The organism is Gordonibacter sp. 28C (genome assembly GCF_003339845.1).
Taxonomy (GTDB): Bacteria; Actinomycetota; Coriobacteriia; order Coriobacteriales; family Eggerthellaceae; genus Gordonibacter.
This window is the reverse complement of sequence record NZ_PPTR01000006.1, coordinates 14,436-34,064: the sequence shown is the minus strand read 5'-3', so window position 1 is coordinate 34,064 and position 19,629 is coordinate 14,436. Positions and strand designations below refer to the sequence as shown.

Here is a 19,629-nt window from a genome sequence, read left to right as displayed (position 1 = left end):
CGGGACCCCTCTACTTTCTCAGCATGCGGTAGCCTATGCCCACGTGGGTCTGGATGTAGGCGGGGTGGGCCGGGTCGGGCTCTATCTTCTTGCGCAGGGTTGCCATGAACACGCGCAGCGACGGCAGGTCGCTGGCCAGCGCGTTGCCCCACACTTCTTTCAGGATGGTGTTGTGCGTGAGCACCTTGCCCGTGTTGCGGGCCAGCAAAGCCAGCAGCTTGTACTCGATGGGGGTGAGGTGCACTTCCTCGCCGCCCAGCGTGACGGTGCGCGCGGCGTAGTCGATGCGCAAATCGCCGTTCTCGTAGACGGGCCCGTCCTCGTCGTTGCGCGCGTCGGCCGCCAGGCGTCGCGTGGCCACGCGCAGCCTCGCCAGCAGCTCCTCCACGGAGAACGGCTTGACGAGGTAGTCGTCGGCGCCGGCGTCGAGCGCGGCCACCTTGTCGGCGTCTTCGGTGCGGGCCGACACCACGATGATGGGCATGCGCGACCAGGTGCGCACCTGGCGGATGAGGTTCACGCCGTCGGCGTCGGGAAGCCCCAGGTCCAAGATGACGACGTCGGGGTTCTTCGTGGTGGCCTCCAAAAGCGCGCCGGTGCCCGTGCCCGCTTCGAGCAGATGGTACCCCTGCACTTTGAGCGCCGTCGCTATGAGGCTTTTGACGGCGTTGTCGTCTTCCACGATGAGCACGGTGTAGGCTGCGTTGCCCTCAGTCGCGTTCGCCACGCGGCCCTCCTTCGTCGTCGCCCGCCGTATCGGCGCCGTCGGCCCTGCCGTCTGCGCATCCGGACTCGGCCTTGTCGCCCTCCCCGACGCGCATCCTTTCGTCGACCGTGTATTCTACCGCAGGGAGCGTGAACGTGATCACGGTGCCGGGGCGGCCGGGGTCGGTGCGCTCGGCTTCGGGCAGGGCGTCCACGGCGATGGTCCCGCCATGCATCTCCACGATGGACTTGCACAGCGCCAAGCCCAGCCCCATGCCGCGCCGTGCGTCGCTGCCCACGTTCTTCCCTTGGTAGAACATCGTGAAGATCTCGGCCCGCTCGCCCGGTGCGATGCCGGGGCCGTCGTCGGCCACCGACACGGCCACGAACCCGGGAGCGCCCGGTCGCTTCCCGGACGGCTCGCGTCGGGCGCTCACGGTGATGCGCGACCCCTCGGGCGTGTACGTGACGGCGTTGTTCACCAGGTTTATGACGACCTGCATGATAAGGCGCCCGTCCATCTGGGCCATGACCAAGGGATCCTCCATCTGCACGCGCAGGTCGTGCAGGGCCGCTTTGCGGTTCAGGTGGTGCAGCGCCTCGCGGACGACGTCCTCCACCAGTTCGGGTTCGGTTTTGAGCGCTACGGTGCCGTTGTCCAGGCGGGTCACCACCAGCAGGTTCTCCACAAGGTTCACAAGCCACAGCGCGTCCTCGTAGATATCGGTGTAGATGGCCCGCTTCTTCTCGTCGGACAGCGCGTCGGCGCTTGACAGCAAGATAGACGCGTCGCCGGAGATGCTGGTGAGGGGCGTGCGCAGGTCGTGCGAGATGCTGCGCAGCAGGTTGGCGCGCAGGCTCTCCTGCTCGGCTTGCAGGCGGATGCGGTGCGCCTCCTCGGTCGAGCGCTCCCGTTCGACGGCCTGCCCGCATTCGTCCAGCATGACCAGCAGCAGGTTCTTCTCGAAAGCGTCCAGGTCCTCGTCGGCCACCACGATGCCGGCCACGCCTACGACGACGTTCTTGCCGCGAATGGGCAGGTAAAGGCAGCGCGCGTCCATGAGCGTGCTCGTCCCCGTGCCGGCTCGCTTGTTGTTGCCGGCCACCCAGGCGGCCACGGCGGTTTCGCTCTCGCTCACGAGGTCGGTCATGCTCACGTTCTCGTCGGGGTTGCCCGAAGAGAACAGGCTGGGGTCGAGCAGCTTTCCCCCCGGGGTTACCTGGTAGATCACCACGGTGGTGCGCAGCAGCTTGATGACCTGCTCGGCCGTGGTGGACAGGATGTTGTCCACGCCGTCGGCTTCCTGCAGCCGGTGCTCCGTTTCCAGCAGCACCTCGGTGCGGTAGGCTTTGCGGGCGCTCGCTTCGGCTTCGCGGCGCGTGCGGATGGTGAGCGACGACACCACGGCGGACGTGACGAACAGGAACGCGAACGTGAACGGATAGTTCAACCCGTAGGCCGTCAGGGTGAAGCGCGGCGTTTGAAAGAAGAAGTTGAACAGGATCACGGCAAGCGGGGAGGCGAGCACGCTGTAGAAGAAGCTGTCGGCTTTGAGCGAGCCGAGCAGGACGGCCACCAGGTAGACGGCGAGGATGGTGCTGCCGGCGAGCCCAGCCTCGTGGAAGACGAGCCCCAGCATCGTGGCGCCCGCCAGCGCGAGGAACGCGGCCGCCAAGTCGGTGCGCGTGGGCTTGAGGCGCGTAGCCAGGCGCGGGCCGGAGGTGGGTCGGGCCTCGTGACGATCGGCGATGACGACGACGTCTGCCGTGCAGGACAGGTGCGCCAGCCGGTCGGCTACGGTCTCGCGCGCGGGCAGAAAGGGGAAGGTGCGCTTGCGTCGGTTCTCGGACGAGCCGATGACGATTTTCGAGATGGTTCCCGAAAGCGCGTACTGGGCGATCTGAAGCGCCAGATCGTCTCCGTAGACGGTCACGACGTGCGCGCCCAGCTCCTCGGCGAGCTCCACGTTCGCATGCAGCGCGCGGGCGTCCTCCTCGGAGAGCTTGCTCTCGCCGGTGGGCTCGACGACGAGCGCCGTCAGCGTGCCGCGATAGGCCGCGGCCAGGCGCGCGGCCGCCCGCACGGTGGTGGCGTTGCCGGGGGAGGGGCTCACGTGCACGAGCACGTCGTCGCCGGCATCGCCCGCCGCTCGTCCCAGGCCGCGCTCGAGGTTGCGGTTCAGGCGGTCGGCCGTGCGACGCAGCGCCAGCTCGCGCAGGTAGGCCAGGTTCTTGGCGGAGAAGAAGTGGGAGAGCGCCGTCTCGGCGCGGTCGGGGCGGTATATCTTGCCGCTCTCGAGGCGTTCGATAAGGTCGTCGGGATCGAGGTCCACCAGCTCCACCGACGATGCGTAGTCGAAGATGCGGTCGGGGACGCGCTCCTGCACCACGACCTCGGTGGTGGCGGACACCTTGTCGTTCAGGCTTTCAAGGTGCTGCACGTTCACCGTGGTGTACACGTCGATGCCCGCGTAAAGCAGCTCCTCGACGTCGTGATAGCGCTTGGAGTGCCGGCTTCCATGGGCGTTCGTATGCGCCAGCTCGTCCACGAGGATGAGGTCGGGCTTGCGCGCGAGGGCCGCGTCCACGTCGAACTCGCGCAGCGTGATGCCCTTGTACGGGATCTCGCGCACGGGCAGCGTTTCCAGTCCCTTCACCAGCGCGAGCGTGTCGGGGCGCGTGTGGGGCTCGATGTAGCCCACCACCACGTCGCGCCCGTGCTCCCGTGCCGCATGGGCGGCTTCGAGCATGGCGTAGGTCTTGCCCACGCCCGCCGCATAGCCGAAGAATATCTTGAGCCGGCCCCGGTGGCCGCGGTCGGGCGTCTCCGCACCTGCGATGGCCTGCAGCAGGTCGTCGGGGTTCGGGCGGAGCGGTTCTGTCGGCGTGGTTTCCATGGCGCGAACATCATACGACAGACCTCGTGAACGCGGCATTAAGGCCGCAGGTCTGGCATTAAGAAAGCATGAAGACGCCCGTGGAGGGCTGCAGTGCCGGGTCGTGGCGGACGGGTCTTTTGCGGGCTTGCGCTATACTGGTTCCCATGAAGAAGAAGAGGCTCGATACGCTGCTCGTTGAGCAGGGCTACTTCCCCGATGCGGACGCGGCGCTGCGCGCGGTGCTCGCCCACGAGGTGAAGGTCGACGACGTGTACGCCGCAAGCGCCGCGTTGAAGGTCCCGCCCGATGCCGAGGTCGTGGTGCGCGGCCGTCGGCGGTTTGTGTCGCGCGGCGGCCACAAGCTGCAGGGCGCGCTCGACGCCTACCGGCAGGACGTGCGGGGTCTGCGCTGCATCGACATCGGCTCGTCCACGGGCGGTTTCACCGACTGCCTGCTGCAGGCGGGCGCTGCCAGCGTGGCGTGCGTCGACGTGAACTACGGGCAGTTGGCCTGGCGGCTGCGGCAAGACGCGCGCGTGGCCGTGTTCGAGCGCACGAACATCAAGCTGGCCGATCCCGAGGTACTCGGCGCGCCGTTCGACGTTCTGGTGGCCGATCTGAGCTTCATCGGCCTCGCGCAGCTCGCGCCCGTGTTCGCGCGGCTGTCTCGCGAGGGAAGCGTGTTCCTGGGATTGGTGAAGCCGCAGTTCGAGTCGCGCCCCGGCGAGACGGAGGGCGGCGTGGTGCGCGACGGGGCCGTGCGCGAGCGCGTGGTGGGCGAGGTGCGCGAAGCGCTCGAGGCCGCCGGCTTCCGCACGACCGGCGTGGTGGAGTCGCCCATCACCGGCCCCGAGGGCAACGTGGAGTACCTGGTGAGGGCGGTGTACGGCGAGGACATCTGATCCTGGCCTCCGCTCGGCGGCGGCTTGCTGAAGATGCGGCAACGATTCCCGTGCCGTGCGGGCCTATGTGCGATACTGCAACAACGACGAGGAAGGAGCAGCCCATGAGCGTGCTCGGCAACATACTGTGGTTCGTGTTCGCGGGACTCTGGCAGGGTGTGAGCTGGATCCTCGTCGGCGCGCTGTGGTGCGTCACCATCGTGGGCATACCCGTGGGCACGCAGTGCTTCAAGATGGCGGGCCTCGCGTTCTTCCCGTTCGGGAAGGAAGTGGAGTACGGCGGCGGGGCGGGGTCGGCCGTGCTCAACGTGCTCTGGTTCGTCTTCGGCGGCGTGTTCCTGGCGCTCGAGGCGCTGCTCAACGGCGTGGTGCTCTGCATCACCATCATTGGCATCCCCTTCGGCCTGCAGTGCTTCAAACAGGCGAAGCTGGCCCTGCTCCCCTTCGGCGCCGTGGTGCGGGGGAAGTAGCGGACGCCGCTTTCCCGTCGCTTTCGCTCCGGATCTTTTCTGTCTTTTATTGCACAGGGGCTTGCAGGCGCAGGCATATCTTACTATAATGTTGTACGTACAACAGAGGAGGTGCAACATGCCTGATGCAATGGTGACGGCGCGCATGTCGGCGGAGAAGAAAGAGGCGGGCAACCGCATGCTCGAGCAGCTGGGCACGAACGCCTCGCAGGCGGTGAACCGCCTGTACGATTACGTGCTGGAGAAGAAGGAGCTGCCGTTCCCGGAGCAGCAGGAGCGACGGAAATACACGCAGGAGGAGATCGCAGAGGCGATTGCCTGGGTGGATAGCATTCCGAAGATAAGGACATCAGGGCGTTTCTCCGATATGACCATCAAAGAAGCCAAACGTGATCGTCTGATTGCAAAGGGCCTCATGCAGCCAGGTGATTTCTGATGAGGTTTTTTGTCGATACGAACATCATCCTCGATTATCTTGATGAGCGTCCTGGTTTCGTCGATTCAGCGCGCAAGCTCATGATCTTGGGATTCTTGCAGGAATTCGAGTTGTTCATGAGTGCTTCGCAAGCCACGGATTTGTTTTACTTGCTGACAAACGGGGGGCGCGCTTCCGAGGCGGAAAGCGTGAAGAAAAGCATGCGGCACGCTCGACAATTCGTGCGCGTCTGCTCGTTGACCGAAGCCGATGTTGACGCTGCGCTCGATTCGACCTGGAACGACTTCGAGGACGCCTGCGTGTACCAATGCGCGCTCAAGCTGAAGGCCGACGCCATCATCACGCGCAACCAGAAGGACTTCGAGAGATCGTCCATCAAGGTGTTCGATTGCGACGAGCTGTTCGCCTACCTGGCCGAAGAAAAAGGCCTCACGTACGAGGAGATACCTTTTTAAAAGAAAGCGACCCCGCAGGGTCGCTTTCGAGAGGCGCTGTTGGCTCGCGTCAGTTCTTCAGCGAGTTGATGGGGGCGGGCATGCGGCCGCCGCGGTGGGCGAACACGGTGCCGGCATGGCCGTTCACGGGCATGACCGGCGCGTAGCCCAAGAGTCCGCCGAAATCCAACCGGTCGCCCACCTGCTTGCCAATGGCGGGGATGATGCGCACGGCGGTGGTCTTGTTGTTGATCATGCCGATGGCGCACTCGTCGGCGATGATGCCGAAGATGGTCTCCACGCTCGTGTCGCCGGGCACGGCTATCATGTCCAGGCCCACCGAGCACACGCAGGTCATGGCCTCCAACTTCTCCAAAGACAGCGCGCCGGACTCGGCCGCGCGAATCATGCCGGCGTCCTCCGACACGGGGATGAACGCGCCGGACAGGCCGCCCACGGACGACGAGGCCATGACGCCGCCCTTCTTCACGGCGTCGTTGAGCATGGCGAGCGCCGCCGTGGTGCCGGGGCCGCCGCATTGGCCCACGCCGATAGCCTCCAGGATCTCGGCCACCGAGTCGCCCTCGGCCGGCGTCGGCGCCAGCGAAAGGTCCAAGATGCCCTGCTGCACGCCCAGGCGCTGGGAGGCCTCGCGCGCCATGAGCTCGCCGGCGCGCGTGATCTTGAACGCCGTGGCCTTGATGGCCTCGGCCACCGACGTGATGTCGGCGTCTTTGGGCAGGTCGGCCAGCACGGCGCGCACTACGCCCGGGCCCGACACGCCCACGTTCACCACGGCGTCGGCCTCGCCCGATCCGTGGAACGCGCCGGCCATGAAGGGGTTGTCCTCCACGGCGTTGCAGAACACCACCAGCTTGCCGGCGCCGATGCACTGGCGGTCGGCCGTGGCCTCGGCCGTCTTCTTCACGATGCCGGCCATCTGGTAGGCGGCGTCCATGTTGATGCCGGCGCGCGTGGAGCCCACGTTCACCGACGAGCACACGTTGTCGGTGGCGGCCAGCGCGTGGGGGATGGAGTTCATCAGCTTGCAGTCGGCCTTCGAGGCGCCCTTGTGCACGAGCGCGGAGAAACCGCCCACGAAGTCGACGCCCACCTCCTTGCCGGCCTTGTCCATGGCCACGGCGATGGGCGTGAAGTCCTCCGCGTCGGTGGCGGCGCATATCTCGGCGATGGGCGTGACGGAGATGCGCTTGTTCACGATGGGGATGCCGAACTCGCGCTCCAGCTGCTCGGCCGTGGGCACGAGGCGCTCGGCGGCGGAGGTCATGCGGTCGTATACCTTGCGCGCCATGACGTCAATGTCGGCGTCCGTGCAACCTCGCAGGTTCAAGCCCAGCGTGATGGTGCGGATGTCGAGGTGCTGCTTGCTCACCATCGCAAGCGTTTCGGCGATTTCGGCCGGCGTGATCTGCATGACGTCCCGTCTTTCTCTCAGGTGGTGCGTGCGCGTATCGAACCAGCATAGCAAATAACCGTCCGGCCGATGAAGCGCCCGGCCCTTTTCCGGCGTTTCTTCTCATGTGGATTCGCGCCCCTTTGGGCGGTCGGCGTATAATGCTGCCGGCAAGAGCGACGGCGGAACGGCATTCTTAAGAGGTGGACGCGCATGTCCCGAAGCAAGGCGGCGCACTTCGTCGCGGTGGTGTGCCTGTGGTTTTCCCTGTACGTGTACGTGCCCTACCAGACGCCCTACTTGACGGGGATGGGCGTCGCGGCGGGGGTCGTCGGCGCGGTTATCGGCGCTTACGGAGCGATGCAGATCGTGCTCAGGATTCCGCTGGGCGTGATGGCCGACCGCCTGGGGCGCCACCGCGCCATCATCACCGCAGGCGTCGCGCTGGGCGGCGCGGCCTGCGTCGTCAGGGTCCTGGCTCCCGACGAGCAGGGGTACCTCGTAGCCAGCATCATATCGGGATGCGCCGCGTCCACCTGGATATCGTTCATGGTGCTGTACGGCCAATACTACCCACCGGGCAAGCAGCAGAAGGCGACGAGCATCATGGTCATGGCGTGCAACCTGGGCATGTGTCTGGCGTTCGTGTTCGGAACCGCCCTGTACGGGTTCGGCGGCATGCCGCTGCTCTGCACAGCGGGTGCGGTCGCCGGCTTCGCAGGGGTGGCGGCCAGCGCCTTTATCCGGCAGGACGAGGGCTTTTCTCGCGGCGACGCCCCGTCGGCCGCGGCGGTAGAGGCACCTGCGGCGGACGCGGCCTCCGCCGCCGCGCCGCCTGCGGCCCGGCCCGGCGGCTTCGCAGCCGTAAGGGATCTGCTGTCGGTGTGCGCGAACAGGCGGCTCGTGCTGTTCGCGGTGCTCGCGCTGGTGCAGCAGGGCGTCCAGATGTCCACGGCCATGTCGTTCACCACGCAGATCCTTCGGGACGAGGGCGCCTCCGCGGGGTTCGTCGGCGCCGCTTCGGTGTTCTACATGGTGGCCGCCGTAGCATCGGCGCAGTTCGCCTCCACGGAGCGCTGCGCCCGCCGGGGGCCGCGGTTCTACGTGCCGCTCGTGTTCGTCTTGATGGGCGTGTACTGCGTGCTGGTCCCCGCAGCGGGGAACATCTACGCGGTGTTCGTTTTGCAGGCGCTGCCCGGCATGTCGACGGGCATTCTTTTGTCGTACCTGACGTCGGAGTCGATGGTGGAGGTCCCTCCTGGGAAAAGCTCGACGGCCATGGGATTCTTCCAAGCAGTGTACGCGGTGGGCATGAGCCTGTTTCCGATGATCGTGGGGGCGTTGGCCGGCTGGTCGTCCCTCGGCGCGGGCTACGCGTTCCTGGCGGCGGTTTCGGTTGCGGGGGCGTTGGCGGCGGGGGCGCATTACGCCGCGGAGGCGCGTCGCACCGGGCGGTAGCCGCCAGGCTCCGACGTGCCGCGCCGTCGTTGCGGCGCCTCGCTTGCGTCAAGCGCTTGCCGTGCTCACTTCGCCGTAGGGCAGCTCCCAGCGCGTCTTGTCCGGCAGCTCCACCACCAGCTTGAAATCTGCGGTGAGGTCGATGGCGCGCACGCGCATACGCGTGCCGTTGCGCGTCATCACGATGGGCTGCCCCAGTAAAAAGCAGCGGTGCCGGTACTCCTCGCGGAACGCCAGATCGGGCAGGTTCTCGTAGATGCGCCAGAACCGTGCGAGCATCTCGGCGGCCAATCGACTGCGCAGCGCCCCCACGGCCTCGTCGCTCACGGCCCCCGCCACGTCGGCTATGTCGCTGGGGAAGCCGGCGGCGGGCCTCCTCACGTTCACGCCCATGCCCAGCACGGCGTGCTCGAAGCGCCCCGATTCCATGTCCACCACGCCCTCGGTGAGGATGCCCGCCACCTTGCGGCCGTCGCAGTAGATGTCGTTCACCCACTTGATAAGGGCTTCTTTGCCGGTGACGGCCTCGATGGCCTGCGCGCACGCCACGGCGGCGGCGCAGGTGAGGTACTGCGCGCGGTCGGCCTGCAAGCTCGGGCGCAGCACCATGCTCAGGTACACGCCCGATCCGGCGGGGGAGTAGAACGTCTTGCCCAAACGGCCGCGCCCGGCGGTCTGCTCCTCGGCCAGCACCACCGCGCCCTCGCGCGCGCCGCCGAGCGCGCGCCGCCGCGCTTCGGCGTTCGTGGAGTCCAAGCGCTTGCGCACCGCGATGTCGAACGGATGGTTCGCAGGCAGGAACCGCTCGATGCTGGCGGGCGACAGCAGGTCGTTCTCTTGCGCCAGGCGGTACCCCCGGTTCGTGGCCGCCTCTATGCGGTAGCCCTCCGCGCGCAGCGACTCCACGGCCTTCCACACGGCGTTGCGGCTCACGCCGATGGCCTCGGCCAGCCGCGCGCCCGACACGTGCCGGTCGCGGTTGTCCTCCAGCATCCGCAGCAGTTGTTCCTTGGTTCCCATCGAGCGCCTTCCCTTCGCGAACCCCCATGCTAGGAGAAGCGCGCCCCTCGTGTCAACGCTCGACGTACGACGGGGTGACAATGTTCCAAAAAGTGCCTGTACCTGTTTGGGACACCCGTTCCGGGCAGGGCGCTTCGATGCGTGGGTAGGTCTCATGCGCGAAACTCCGCCTTGAAAGCACGAAAATCACCGCTGTGAAGCGTTTTCGCGGCTCCGAAGGGCCTCCGGGCGCTCCTTGGGCGCACCCTCTTTTCGAGTTGTGTGCGTTTCCCCAGGTCTCGAGACGACGGCTTGCCTGACGTTTGCACAAGATGCTTCACAGCGGTGATTTTCGTGACTTCAGAGCTGCTTTTGCTGCAGGGTCGGCCACGACGTGTCCCTGTTCGGCCGCTCGACGGGGATCCGGCGTCGAGCTATACGGGCGGGTTCGCATCGACTCCGACTTAACGCTGGGGATCCTGCGAAACGGGGACGAAGGAACCCACTCGGTGCCAACTAAAAGCGCTTCGGCTGTCGCCGCGCGGGATCCTTCGCTCCGGTGGCTTGCGCCGCTCATCGCTTCGCGATGCCTCCCTGCGCTCGCTCCGCGTGCTCGGGAGTGCAACAGTCCACTGGACTGTTGCATGCTCAGGATGACAACCTGACCAGGTGCATGTCAATGCTGGTTTGGAGGCGGAAGACGCCTGAAACGCACAAAAAAGCGAGCAATGTTACGTCTCGGGGCGATGAAGGCGCTCCGCCTCGTTCGTCGCCCAACGCGCTAAGCCTCTGAACAGGCAATTCAAGAATTGCTTGAGAACGCGGCTGCGAATGCAGGTTTCGAAGCGCAACTCTGCTCGCATTTTCGTGCGTTTCGTCGGGTTCTCTCTGCCGAACCGCCGGGGTTTGTGGAGAGGCGTTGAAATCTCGGCGGCTTCCTCGTACAATAACCGCTATTGAACAAAGTGTTCATTATTGGTCGAAATGTTCAAAAGCGCCTAGTTCGTTCGGGCGGGTTGCTCTTGGCGGGCTGCTCCGGCGAGCCGTTCGAACGGGCTGTTATAGAAGGGACGCGCATGGCGATTGCCGTGGCAGAAAGCACGAACGCGAGGGCTGGGAAGGCCGCGCCGGTTGCAGCAGGGCCCGTCGCGGCGGGTCCCGCTTCGGCGTGCTGCGAGGACCGGCGCATCACCCGCTCGAAGCGGGCGCTGCGCGACGCGCTCATCGAGCTCATGGAGGAGCGCGGATTCGACGGGTTCACGGTGAACGACCTGTGCGAGCGCGCCGATTTGAACCGCGGCACGTTCTACAACCACTTTCACGACAAAGAGTCGCTGCTGGCGGCGCTGGAGGACGAGGTCATGGACGACCTCGAGCGATTCCAGGCGCAGATGCAGGACCTCACCGTGCGCAGCCTCATGACGTACCGTGCGCGCAAGAAGCCCCTGCCGTTTTTGGTGGAGCTGTTCGACTACCTGCGCGAGCAGGGCGACTTCCTGCACGCGGTGCTGGGGCCCGGCGGCGACGTGCGCTTCGGCCCGCGCCTGCGCGACTCCGTGTGCACGAACCTGGTCCAGTCCATCCTCCACGAACGCTACCGCAACGATCCCGCGCCGTTCGTGGGCTACTACGTGGCGTTCTTCGCGTCGGCCTACCTGGGCGTGATAGAGCGGTGGATAGAGACGGGCATGCGGGAAAGCTCGGAGGAGATGGCGCTCATAGCCATGCGCCTGTTCTTCATCAAGCCGGGCGAATCGATCAAACTGTAGCGTCTTCCGGCATCTGCCGAGAGGGCGAACGTGAGGGAACTTGCAAAGGAGAAGGCCATGGCGAACGAGCCCATGAGCACCAAGGAAAACCAAGCGGAGGACGCGGCGTCGATGCCGGAGGCTTCGGCGGCGAGCGCCCCAGCCTCAGACGGCGCGGCGACCTCCACTGCTGCGCAAACGACGCCCGACACCGCGCAGGCGGCTCCCGACGCGCCGGCGGAGGGCTCGCTGCACATCGGCATCGACGTGGGTTCCACCACGGTGAAGCTGGCCATCCTTGACGGGGAGAACGACGTGAAGTTCTCCGTGTACCGCCGCCACCACGCCGACGTGCGCGCCACCATCGTGGAGGTGCTGGAGGAGGCCGCGGCCGACTTCGGCGGCGAGGCCATGACCATCGCCATCACCGGCTCGGGCGGCCTGCTTCTGGCCCAATGGTTGGGCGTGGAGTTCGTGCAGGAGGTCATCGCGTCGAAGACGGCGGTGGAAACCTTCATCCCCGCCACCGACGTGGCCATCGAGCTGGGCGGCGAGGACGCGAAGATCATCTACTTCGACCAGGGCATCGAGCAGCGCATGAACGGCACGTGCGCCGGCGGCACGGGCGCCTTCATCGACCAGATGGCCACGTTGCTGAACACCGACGCGGGCGGCTTGAACGAGCTCGCGCGAAACGAGCAGACCATCTACCCCATTGCCAGCCGCTGCGGCGTGTTCGCCAAGACCGACGTGCAACCGCTGCTGAACGAGGGTGCGCGCAAGGAGGACATCGCCGCGTCCATCTTCCAGTCGGTGGTCACGCAGACCATCTCCGGCCTGGCATGCGGCCGGCCCATCCGCGGCCACGTGGCCTTCCTCGGCGGTCCGTTGCAGTACCTGCCCGAGCTGCGCAAACGCTTCTACGAGACGCTTCAGCTGGACGACGAGCACATCATCGTGCCCCCCAACGCCCACCTGTTCGTGGCCAACGGCTGCGCCATCGCCGGCGCGGCCAGCGAAACGGTGAAGGCCGAGCGCCTGTCCGACGTGCTCGACCGCCTGAAGAACCTGGGCGACATCCAGGGTTCCGAGGTCGTGCGCCTGGACCCCCTGTTCGCCACCCCCGACGACTACGCCGCGTTCAAGCGGCGCCATGCTTCCGAGACCGTGCGCCGCGGCGACCTCATGGGCTACGAGGGCACGGCGTACCTGGGCATCGACGCCGGCTCGACCACGTTCAAGGCCGCGCTCATCGGCGAGGACGGGGCGCTTCTGTGGTCGCACTACGCCAGCAACAAGGGCGACGTGCTGGGCTGCGCGAAGGCCGCCTTGGCGAACCTGTACAACGCCATGCCGGTGGACGAGGACACCGGCCGCCCGCTCGTGCGCATCGGCCACGCCACGGTCACGGGCTACGGCGAGCATTTGCTGCTCGAGGCGCTGCGCGTGGACTCCGGCGAGATCGAGACGGTGGCGCATCTGCGCGGCGCGCAGGAGATGCTGCCGGGCGTGGAGTTCATCTTGGACATCGGCGGCCAGGACATGAAGTGCCTGCGCGTGAAGGACGGCGTGATCGACCACATCATGCTGAACGAGGCGTGCTCGTCCGGCTGCGGCAGCTTCATCGAGAGCTTCGCCACGGGCCTGAACCTGGACGTGGCCGAGTTCGCGCAGACGGCCATCGAGGCCGAGCGCCCGGTCGACCTGGGCAGCCGCTGCACCGTGTTCATGAACTCCCGCGTGAAGCAGGCGCAGAAGGAAGGCGCCACCGTGGGCGACATCGCCGCGGGCCTGGCCATCTCCGTCATCAAGAACGCGCTGTTCAAGGTCATCAAGATCCGCGACCCGCACGACGTGGGCACGAAGGTCATCGTGCAGGGCGGCACGTTATTGAACGACGCCGTGCTGCGCGCGTTCGAGCAGCTGTCAGAGGTCGAGGCCGTGCGCCCCGACATCGCGGGCAACATGGGCGCGTTCGGCGCCGCCCTCTTGGCGCGCGACCGCTACCACGAGGCCGTCGCGCGCGAGGCGCGCAAGGCCGAGGCCGGCGCCGCATGGAGCACCGACGACGACAAGCCGGCCGCCCCGGCGGCCGTCGCCTCCACCCTGCTCACGCTCGAGCAGATCGAGGCCCTTTCCCCCACGCACAAGACCGTGCGCTGCAAGGGCTGCTCGAACAGCTGCCTGCTCACGGTGAACGACTTCGGCAAGGACGACATCACCGGCAAGCATCGCCGCTTCATCACGGGCAACCGCTGCGAGAAGGGCGCGGGCACGTTCGACGAGAACAAGAGCGTCGTGCCGAACCTGTTCGAGTACAAGTCGAGCCGCCTGTTCGACGTCTACGAACCGCTGGCTGCCGACGAGGCGCCGCGCGGCTCGGTGGGCATCCCGCGCGCGCTGAACCTGTACGAGAACTATCCGTTCTGGTTCACGTTCTTCACGAAGCTGGGCTTCCGCGTGGTGCTTTCCGACCCGTCCACGAAGAAGACCTACGAGGCCGGCATCGAGTCCATGCCGTCGGAGAGCGTGTGCTACCCGGCGAAGCTTTCCCACGGCCACATCATGAACCTGCTGGACAAGCACCCCGACTTCATCTGGTTCCCGTGCAGCAAGTGGGAGCGCCAGGAGGACGAGGGCGCGGGCAACCACTTCAACTGCCCCATCGTGGCCAGCTACCCCGAGGCGCTGCGCCTGAACATCGACGAGCTGCGCACGTCGGACGTGCCGTTCCTGAACCCGTGGCTGCCCTACGACCAGAAGGAGCACCTGAAGAAGCGCTTGTTCGTGGAGCTGGTCGAGGCGCACCCGGAGCTCATGGGCGCATCTGGCGCGCCGACGCAGGCCGAGGTGGACGCCGCCGTGGACGCCGCGTGGGGCGAGGACGAGGCGTTCAAGCGCGACATCCGCGCGAAGGGCGAGGAGACGCTGGCCTGGATGGAGGCCACGGGCACGCACGGCATCGTGCTGGCCGGCCGCCCCTACCACAACGACCCCGAGATCAACCACGCCATCCCTGAGCTGCTGACCAGCTTCGGGCTGGCCGTGCTCACCGAGGACTCCATCGCGCATCTAGGCATGCTGGAGCGCCCCATACGCCTGGTGGACCAGTGGATGTACCACACGCGCCTGTACGCGGCGGCGAAGGTGGCCACCGAGCGGCGCGACCTGGACCTCATCCAGCTCAACAGCTTCGGCTGCGGCCTGGACGCGCTCACCACCGACCAGGTGCAGGAGATCATCGAGCGCGCGGGCAAGGTGTACACCGTGCTGAAGATCGACGAGGTGTCGAACCTGGGCGCGGCGCGCATCCGCGTGCGCAGCCTGCTGGCGGCGCTGAAGGACCAAGCCGACGAGGCCGCCGAAGCCGAGCTCATGCCGCGCGGCTGCCCGGCCATGAGCTTCGACCCCGACAAGTTCATCTCCACGCCCGACGCGGCCGTGGCCGAGAAGACCGGCGCGACGGAGGCGGCCATCGCCGAGGAGTTGGCCGAGGAGAGCGAAGCCGCTCTCAAAGCAGCGGCGGCCGCGGCCGTGCCCGCGCCGCCCGAGACGTTCACCGAGAAAGCCGCCCCCGAGGTCATCGAGCGTTTCCGCCAACGCGAGGGCGCCTCGAGCGAGTTCCCGCGCGCCGTGTTCACGCAGCAGATGAAGGACGAGGGCTACACCATCCTCTGCCCGCAGATGGCGCCCATCCACTTCGACTTGCTCGTGGAGATATTCCGCAAGGAGGGCTATAACTTCGAGCTTCTGCCGTCGGTGGACCACGGCGCGGTGGACGCGGGCCTGAAGTACGTGAACAACGACATCTGCTACCCGTCCATCCTGGTCACCGGACAGATCATGGAGGCTGTGATGTCGGGGCGCTACGACACCGACAAGCTGGCCGTGATCATCACGCAGACGGGCGGCGGCTGCCGCGCCACCAACTACATCTCGCTCATCCGCAAGGCGCTGGCCGCCGTGGGGCTGCCGCACATCCCGGTTATCGCGCTTTCGTTCAAAGACCTGGGGGAGGACAACCCCGGTTTTAAGGTCACGCCCAAGATGCTGCTGCAGGCCGTGTACGCGCTGGGCTACGGCGACCTGCTCATGATGTGCCTGTACCGCACGCGCCCCTACGAGGTGGAGCCGGGCAGCGCGAACCGCCTGTTCGACCACTGGATGGCCACATGCAAGGGCCAGCTGTCGCAAGGGGTGAAGCGCGGCGTGTTCAAGGACACCGTGCGCCGCATCGTGGAGGATTTCGACACGCTGCCTTTGGAGGGCCTGGGCACGAAGCCGCGCGTGGGCGTGGTGGGCGAGATCCTGGTGAAGTTCCACCCCACGGCGAACAACCAGATCGTCGACGTCATCGAGCGCGAGGGCTGCGAGGCCGTGGTGCCGGGGCTCATTGAGTTCTTCCTGTTCGGCATCGCGGGCAGCATCTTCCAGAAAGACCCGCTGGGGCGTTCAGCCAAGGGCGCGTTCGGCAGCCGCATCGCGCTCAACGTCATCGCGCGGTTCCGCGCGCCGGTGACGAACGCGCTCAAGGCGTCGAGCCGCTTCCAGCCGCCGGCGGACATCTACGAGCTGGCCGAGTACGCGAGCGAGATCTTGAGCCTATGCAACTCGATGGGCGAGGGGTGGCTGCTCACGGCCGAGATGGTGGAGCTCATCAAGACGGGCGCGCCGAACGTGGTGTGCACGCAGCCGTTCGCCTGTCTGCCGAACCACGTGGTGGGCAAGGCCGTGATCAAGGAGCTGCGCCGCCGCTACCCCGACAGCAACATCGTGGCCGTGGACTACGATCCCGGCGCGTCCGAGGTGAACCAGCTCAACCGCATCAAGCTCATGATATCCGTGGCGAAGGCGAACCTGGCCGACAAGGAGGCCGAGGCGAAGGCGACGCGCGACAAGTTCGTGGACGCCGGTCGCCCGCACGCCGCTCAGGAAAAGATGGGCGAGCTGGAGATAGAGACCGAGAAGGCGTAGGACCGGGCCGGGATCGGGGCCGGCGCTGCGAGTAGCGGTGCCTTTCTGCACCGCTACTCGCTTATGAGCTCGTAGGGCGAGACCTTGCGGATGCGCAACGCGACGAAAAGCGACACAAGGTAGGACACGGCCACCAAAACGACGCACGTGACGGCCACCCATCCGTAGGGAACGGGAAGCGAGGTCTTCACGACTCCGAACGCGGCGGTGACGAGAACGAACAGCGGGTTGAAGCAGTAGTACCCCACCACGCCTCCCACCACCACGCCGACGAAGATGATGGGCACGTAGTTGAACGCGATTTGGTTCATGAACTGGGCCGTGGTGAACCCGAGGGCCTTCTGGACGCCCATATCCCTTCTGCAGCGCATCATCGTGGTCTTCATGCCGGTGTAGAACACCAAGATGATGACGACGAGCGTGATGCAGAGGACCAGGGCGGCTATGAGCGCCGCTATGTCCGCGTAGTTGCCGTATTTCGCGTCGAGCATCGCGTTCGTGTCGACCGCGGCGGAAAGGGCCTCGCGGTACTCGCCTGCCGTCGAGTCCAAGAAGGCGTCGACGTCCACCCCTTCGTTGAGGGAAACGTACACCTGGGTAAACTGGTAGTCGCTTTGCAGGGAGCGGAGGCTGTCGAGGGGCAAGGCGGCGATAAGGCCGCTGTGGTTGAGCATCTGCAGGATGCCCGTGATGTAGCATTCCTCGGCATGCCCGTTCTTGGCCACCGTCAGGGTGTCTCCGACGCCCTTGCCCGCCATGCCCGCAGCGTTGCCCCCGATGGCGATCTCGTTTCGGTGCTTGGGGTACCGTCCGTATACGAGCATGTCCCCTTCCAGGCAGCCGAAATCCTCCACGATGTAGCCGACGGTGTTTATCCCGTCGACGGCGAGCGTCGTGCTTTGGAATCCGAAGGCCTTGCGCACGTCGGGGTCCCCGTTGAGCCGATCCAGCAGCTCCTCGGTATCGCCCTCGTCGCTCACCACCAGGGTCGCATCCGCCGTCTCGCCCGTGATGACCTTGATGAACCCGCTGGAATCCACCCCCACGTTGTAGTAGATAGAGATGCCGCAAACCGCGGCGAAGGTCACTGCTGCCATGATGAAGGAAAGCATGGCCCCCTGCCGCGCGTTGCCGACGATCTGCTTGGCGCCGATGATCAGCGAAAGCGGCCCGCGCGTCGTCTCCAAGGGGAACCTGTTGCGTTTGAAGTTGTGCGCCTCGATACCGCGGCGCAGCGCGGTCAGGGGGCGGAGCTTCCTGAACCGCAGGGACGCCAGAACGGTTGCCAAGGCAATGATCAGGCAGATGGCGAAAAGGGTTGCCGCTATGAGCGCGCCGTCGGGCAAGGGCTCCCACCGCAGGGCCGATTGGCTTTCCAGCACCAGCGCGATGCCCGGAAGGACGACCAACGCCAGCAGTATGCCCGCGATGCTTCCCACGAGCGCTATCAGCAGGAACTGCAGGACCAAAGACGAGCTGATCTGGCGGCTCGTGTATCCCATGGCCTGCAACGCCCCGATGTCCTGCACGTTCTGCTCGATGCTCTCGCTGATGCGGAAATGTATCGTGAGAAGGCATATGACAAGCAGGATCAGCGCGAAGGCGATCAGCAGCACGGCGAGGACCCAGGGGATGGAGGTGTGGTCTTCCCTCACAAGCTGCAAGGGCAGGGCCTCGATGTTGAAAGACGAGGCGTTTTCCAACTCATGGGAAAAGAAGAACTCCCGGTAATAATCGTCGAGCAGGGAGAGGCTTTCGCCGGCGTCCTCGAATTGGGCGGTGAGCAAAACGCTGTTCGTCAGGGGGAGGTCTTCGGACAGTTCCGCGTACGCGGCCGGCGTGCAATAGAATCGGTAGTTCGTCCTCATGAGCGAGCCGAAGGTTATCTCCTCGGTGAAGCCGGCGATCGTGAAGGTTTTTTGCCGACCCCCGATCGCGAAGGTGAAGTTGTCGCCGAGCTTGTACTTCCCCGCGGTTTTCATGATGTAGGGCGCGTACACGGATTCGTCGTCGAGGGGCCGGCCTTCTTCGAGAAGCGTCGGCGGGCTCATGTTCTGGTCTGCGTCGATGCGGTCGAATATGAAAACAGCCGTCGTCTTCGAGCCCTTCGCGTAGAACTCGCCCTGCGCGGAGAGCACGGGAACCGTTTCCAAGTCCTTAAGCCCCGGATAGTGCGCGAGATAGTCGTTTTGCTCGGGTGTCGTGGCGGCTTCCGGTTGGAGGAGGGCGAGGTGGGGGACGTTCAGCTCGTCGGCGCGCTCATCGAAGAACTGGCCGTACTGGAACAGGAAGGTGAGTCCGATGTTCAGGAGAAAGGCCGAAATCATGACCAGAACCGCCATGCCGGCCGTCTGGCTTCTGCTCTTCCTGATATAGGCGATGGCGAGGGGGACGAGGTTTCTCACGCTCACCATCCCAGATGCTCTAAGAAGCCGTGAAGCGATGCACGCCTTTCCTTGTCCGCGCCTTCGTACGGTGCGAGGTCCAGCTCTCCGCATATGCGCCCGTCCATCAGATACAAGACCCGGTTGCCCCTGAGGGCGCAGTTGAGGTCGTGCGTCACCATGACCACGCTTTGCCCGCTGCGGTTCACCGCCGTCATCACGTCGAGCACCGATTCTCCCGCAGACGAGTTGAGGGCTCCGGTCGGCTCGTCGGCGAACACGATGTCCGGATGGTTGATCAAGGCGCGCACGATGCCCACGCGCTGCGCTTCGCCTCCCGAAACCTGGCTCGGGAACCTCGACCACGAATCCTCGTCGATGCCGACCTGCTCGAACAATCCCTTCGCCTCGACGACGAGCTTTCTCGTGCTGCGCTCCAGCAGCCGACCGCTCGCCAGGACGTTGTCCATCAGGCTCATGCTGCCTATCAGGTATATCTGCTGGAACACGAACCCGCAATGCTTTCGCCTGAACACGGCGAGCTTGTCGTCCGAAAGCGAGGAGATGTCGTGGCCGTCGAAGAAGATCTTCCCCAAGGTGGGCCGGTCCATGCCGGAAAGGGCGTAGAGCAAGGTGGATTTACCCGCGCCCGACGGGCCCATGATGATCGTGAAGTCGCCCCGGTTGATCTGGAGGTCGAGGTTCTTCAGGGCGTGGTGTTGGATGCCGCCGTCGGAGAACGACCTGCTGAGTTTGACCGTCGACAGGATGGGGGGTTGGTTTTCGCGCGCTGCGTCCGTTGCCATGGTCTCCTTGCAGGGGCTCG

General features: G+C 65.8%; 13 protein-coding genes. 7 read left to right on the top strand and 6 right to left on the bottom strand.

Annotated features, from left to right (window positions below; genetic code table 11):
• Positions 1–10: 10 nt before the first annotated feature.
• Both C1878_RS08990 and C1878_RS08985 read right to left on the bottom strand, forming a co-directional pair.
• Entirely contained in the window at positions 11–727 is a 717-nt protein-coding gene (locus tag C1878_RS08990; protein ID WP_114601291.1) for a response regulator, read from the bottom strand.
• Positions 711–3,602, bottom strand: a complete 2,892-nt coding sequence (locus tag C1878_RS08985; protein WP_158539774.1) for a sensor histidine kinase KdpD — start codon at positions 3,600–3,602, stop codon at positions 711–713. The genes C1878_RS08990 and C1878_RS08985 overlap by 17 nt, the downstream gene beginning before the upstream one ends.
• Before the next feature lie 146 nt (positions 3,603–3,748).
• On the opposite strand from C1878_RS08985, the gene C1878_RS08980 reads away from it, so the two are divergent.
• The 4 genes from C1878_RS08980 to C1878_RS08965 all read left to right on the top strand — a co-directional run bounded on the left by C1878_RS08980 (position 3,749) and on the right by C1878_RS08965 (position 5,847).
• The gene (locus tag C1878_RS08980; protein WP_114601289.1) at positions 3,749–4,486 is read left to right on the top strand and encodes a TlyA family RNA methyltransferase; all 738 of its coding nucleotides are present in this window, start codon (positions 3,749–3,751) and stop codon (positions 4,484–4,486) included.
• 104 nt (positions 4,487–4,590) lie between these two features.
• Positions 4,591–4,956 carry a YccF domain-containing protein gene (locus C1878_RS08975; RefSeq protein ID WP_114601288.1) on the top strand — a complete coding sequence of 122 codons (366 nt, stop codon included), beginning with the start codon at positions 4,591–4,593 and terminating at the stop codon, positions 4,954–4,956.
• 118 nt (positions 4,957–5,074) lie between these two features.
• Positions 5,075–5,392: a type II toxin-antitoxin system RelB/DinJ family antitoxin gene (locus C1878_RS08970; RefSeq protein ID WP_114601287.1), complete on the top strand. Its 318-nt coding sequence runs from the start codon at positions 5,075–5,077 to the stop codon at positions 5,390–5,392.
• The gene (locus C1878_RS08965; protein ID WP_114601286.1) at positions 5,392–5,847 is read left to right on the top strand and encodes a PIN domain-containing protein; all 456 of its coding nucleotides are present in this window, start codon (positions 5,392–5,394) and stop codon (positions 5,845–5,847) included. The genes C1878_RS08970 and C1878_RS08965 overlap by 1 nt, the downstream gene beginning before the upstream one ends.
• A 49-nt stretch (positions 5,848–5,896) precedes the next feature.
• On the opposite strand, the gene C1878_RS08960 is transcribed toward C1878_RS08965, so the two are convergent.
• The gene (locus C1878_RS08960) at positions 5,897–7,261 is read right to left on the bottom strand and encodes a PFL family protein (RefSeq protein WP_114601285.1); all 1,365 of its coding nucleotides are present in this window, start codon (positions 7,259–7,261) and stop codon (positions 5,897–5,899) included.
• A 192-nt stretch (positions 7,262–7,453) separates the two neighbouring features.
• Between C1878_RS08960 and C1878_RS08955 the strand changes: the two genes are divergently transcribed.
• The gene (locus tag C1878_RS08955) at positions 7,454–8,698 is read left to right on the top strand and encodes an MFS transporter (RefSeq protein WP_114601284.1); all 1,245 of its coding nucleotides are present in this window, start codon (positions 7,454–7,456) and stop codon (positions 8,696–8,698) included.
• 48 nt (positions 8,699–8,746) lie between these two features.
• On the opposite strand, the gene C1878_RS08950 is transcribed toward C1878_RS08955, so the two are convergent.
• Positions 8,747–9,718: a biotin--[acetyl-CoA-carboxylase] ligase gene (locus C1878_RS08950; RefSeq protein WP_114601283.1), complete on the bottom strand. Its 972-nt coding sequence runs from the start codon at positions 9,716–9,718 to the stop codon at positions 8,747–8,749.
• A 1,055-nt stretch (positions 9,719–10,773) separates the two neighbouring features.
• Here C1878_RS08950 and C1878_RS08945 point away from each other — a divergent pair.
• Both C1878_RS08945 and C1878_RS08940 read left to right on the top strand, forming a co-directional pair.
• The gene (locus C1878_RS08945) at positions 10,774–11,466 is read left to right on the top strand and encodes a TetR/AcrR family transcriptional regulator (protein WP_241963676.1); all 693 of its coding nucleotides are present in this window, start codon (positions 10,774–10,776) and stop codon (positions 11,464–11,466) included.
• A 57-nt stretch (positions 11,467–11,523) separates the two neighbouring features.
• Positions 11,524–16,419 (top strand): 2-hydroxyacyl-CoA dehydratase, encoded by a 4,896-nt coding sequence (locus C1878_RS08940; RefSeq protein WP_241963675.1) that lies wholly within the window; start codon positions 11,524–11,526, stop codon positions 16,417–16,419.
• Positions 16,420–16,472: 53 nt separating this feature from the next.
• Here C1878_RS08940 and C1878_RS08935 read toward each other — a convergent pair whose 3' ends face one another.
• Complete coding sequence (locus C1878_RS08935) at positions 16,473–18,833, bottom strand: ABC transporter permease (protein WP_158539773.1); 2,361 nt, start codon at positions 18,831–18,833, stop codon at positions 16,473–16,475.
• Entirely contained in the window at positions 18,827–19,609 is a 783-nt protein-coding gene (locus C1878_RS08930) for an ABC transporter ATP-binding protein (protein WP_114601281.1), read from the bottom strand. The genes C1878_RS08935 and C1878_RS08930 overlap by 7 nt, the downstream gene beginning before the upstream one ends.
• Between the last annotated feature and the right edge of the window lie 20 nt (positions 19,610–19,629).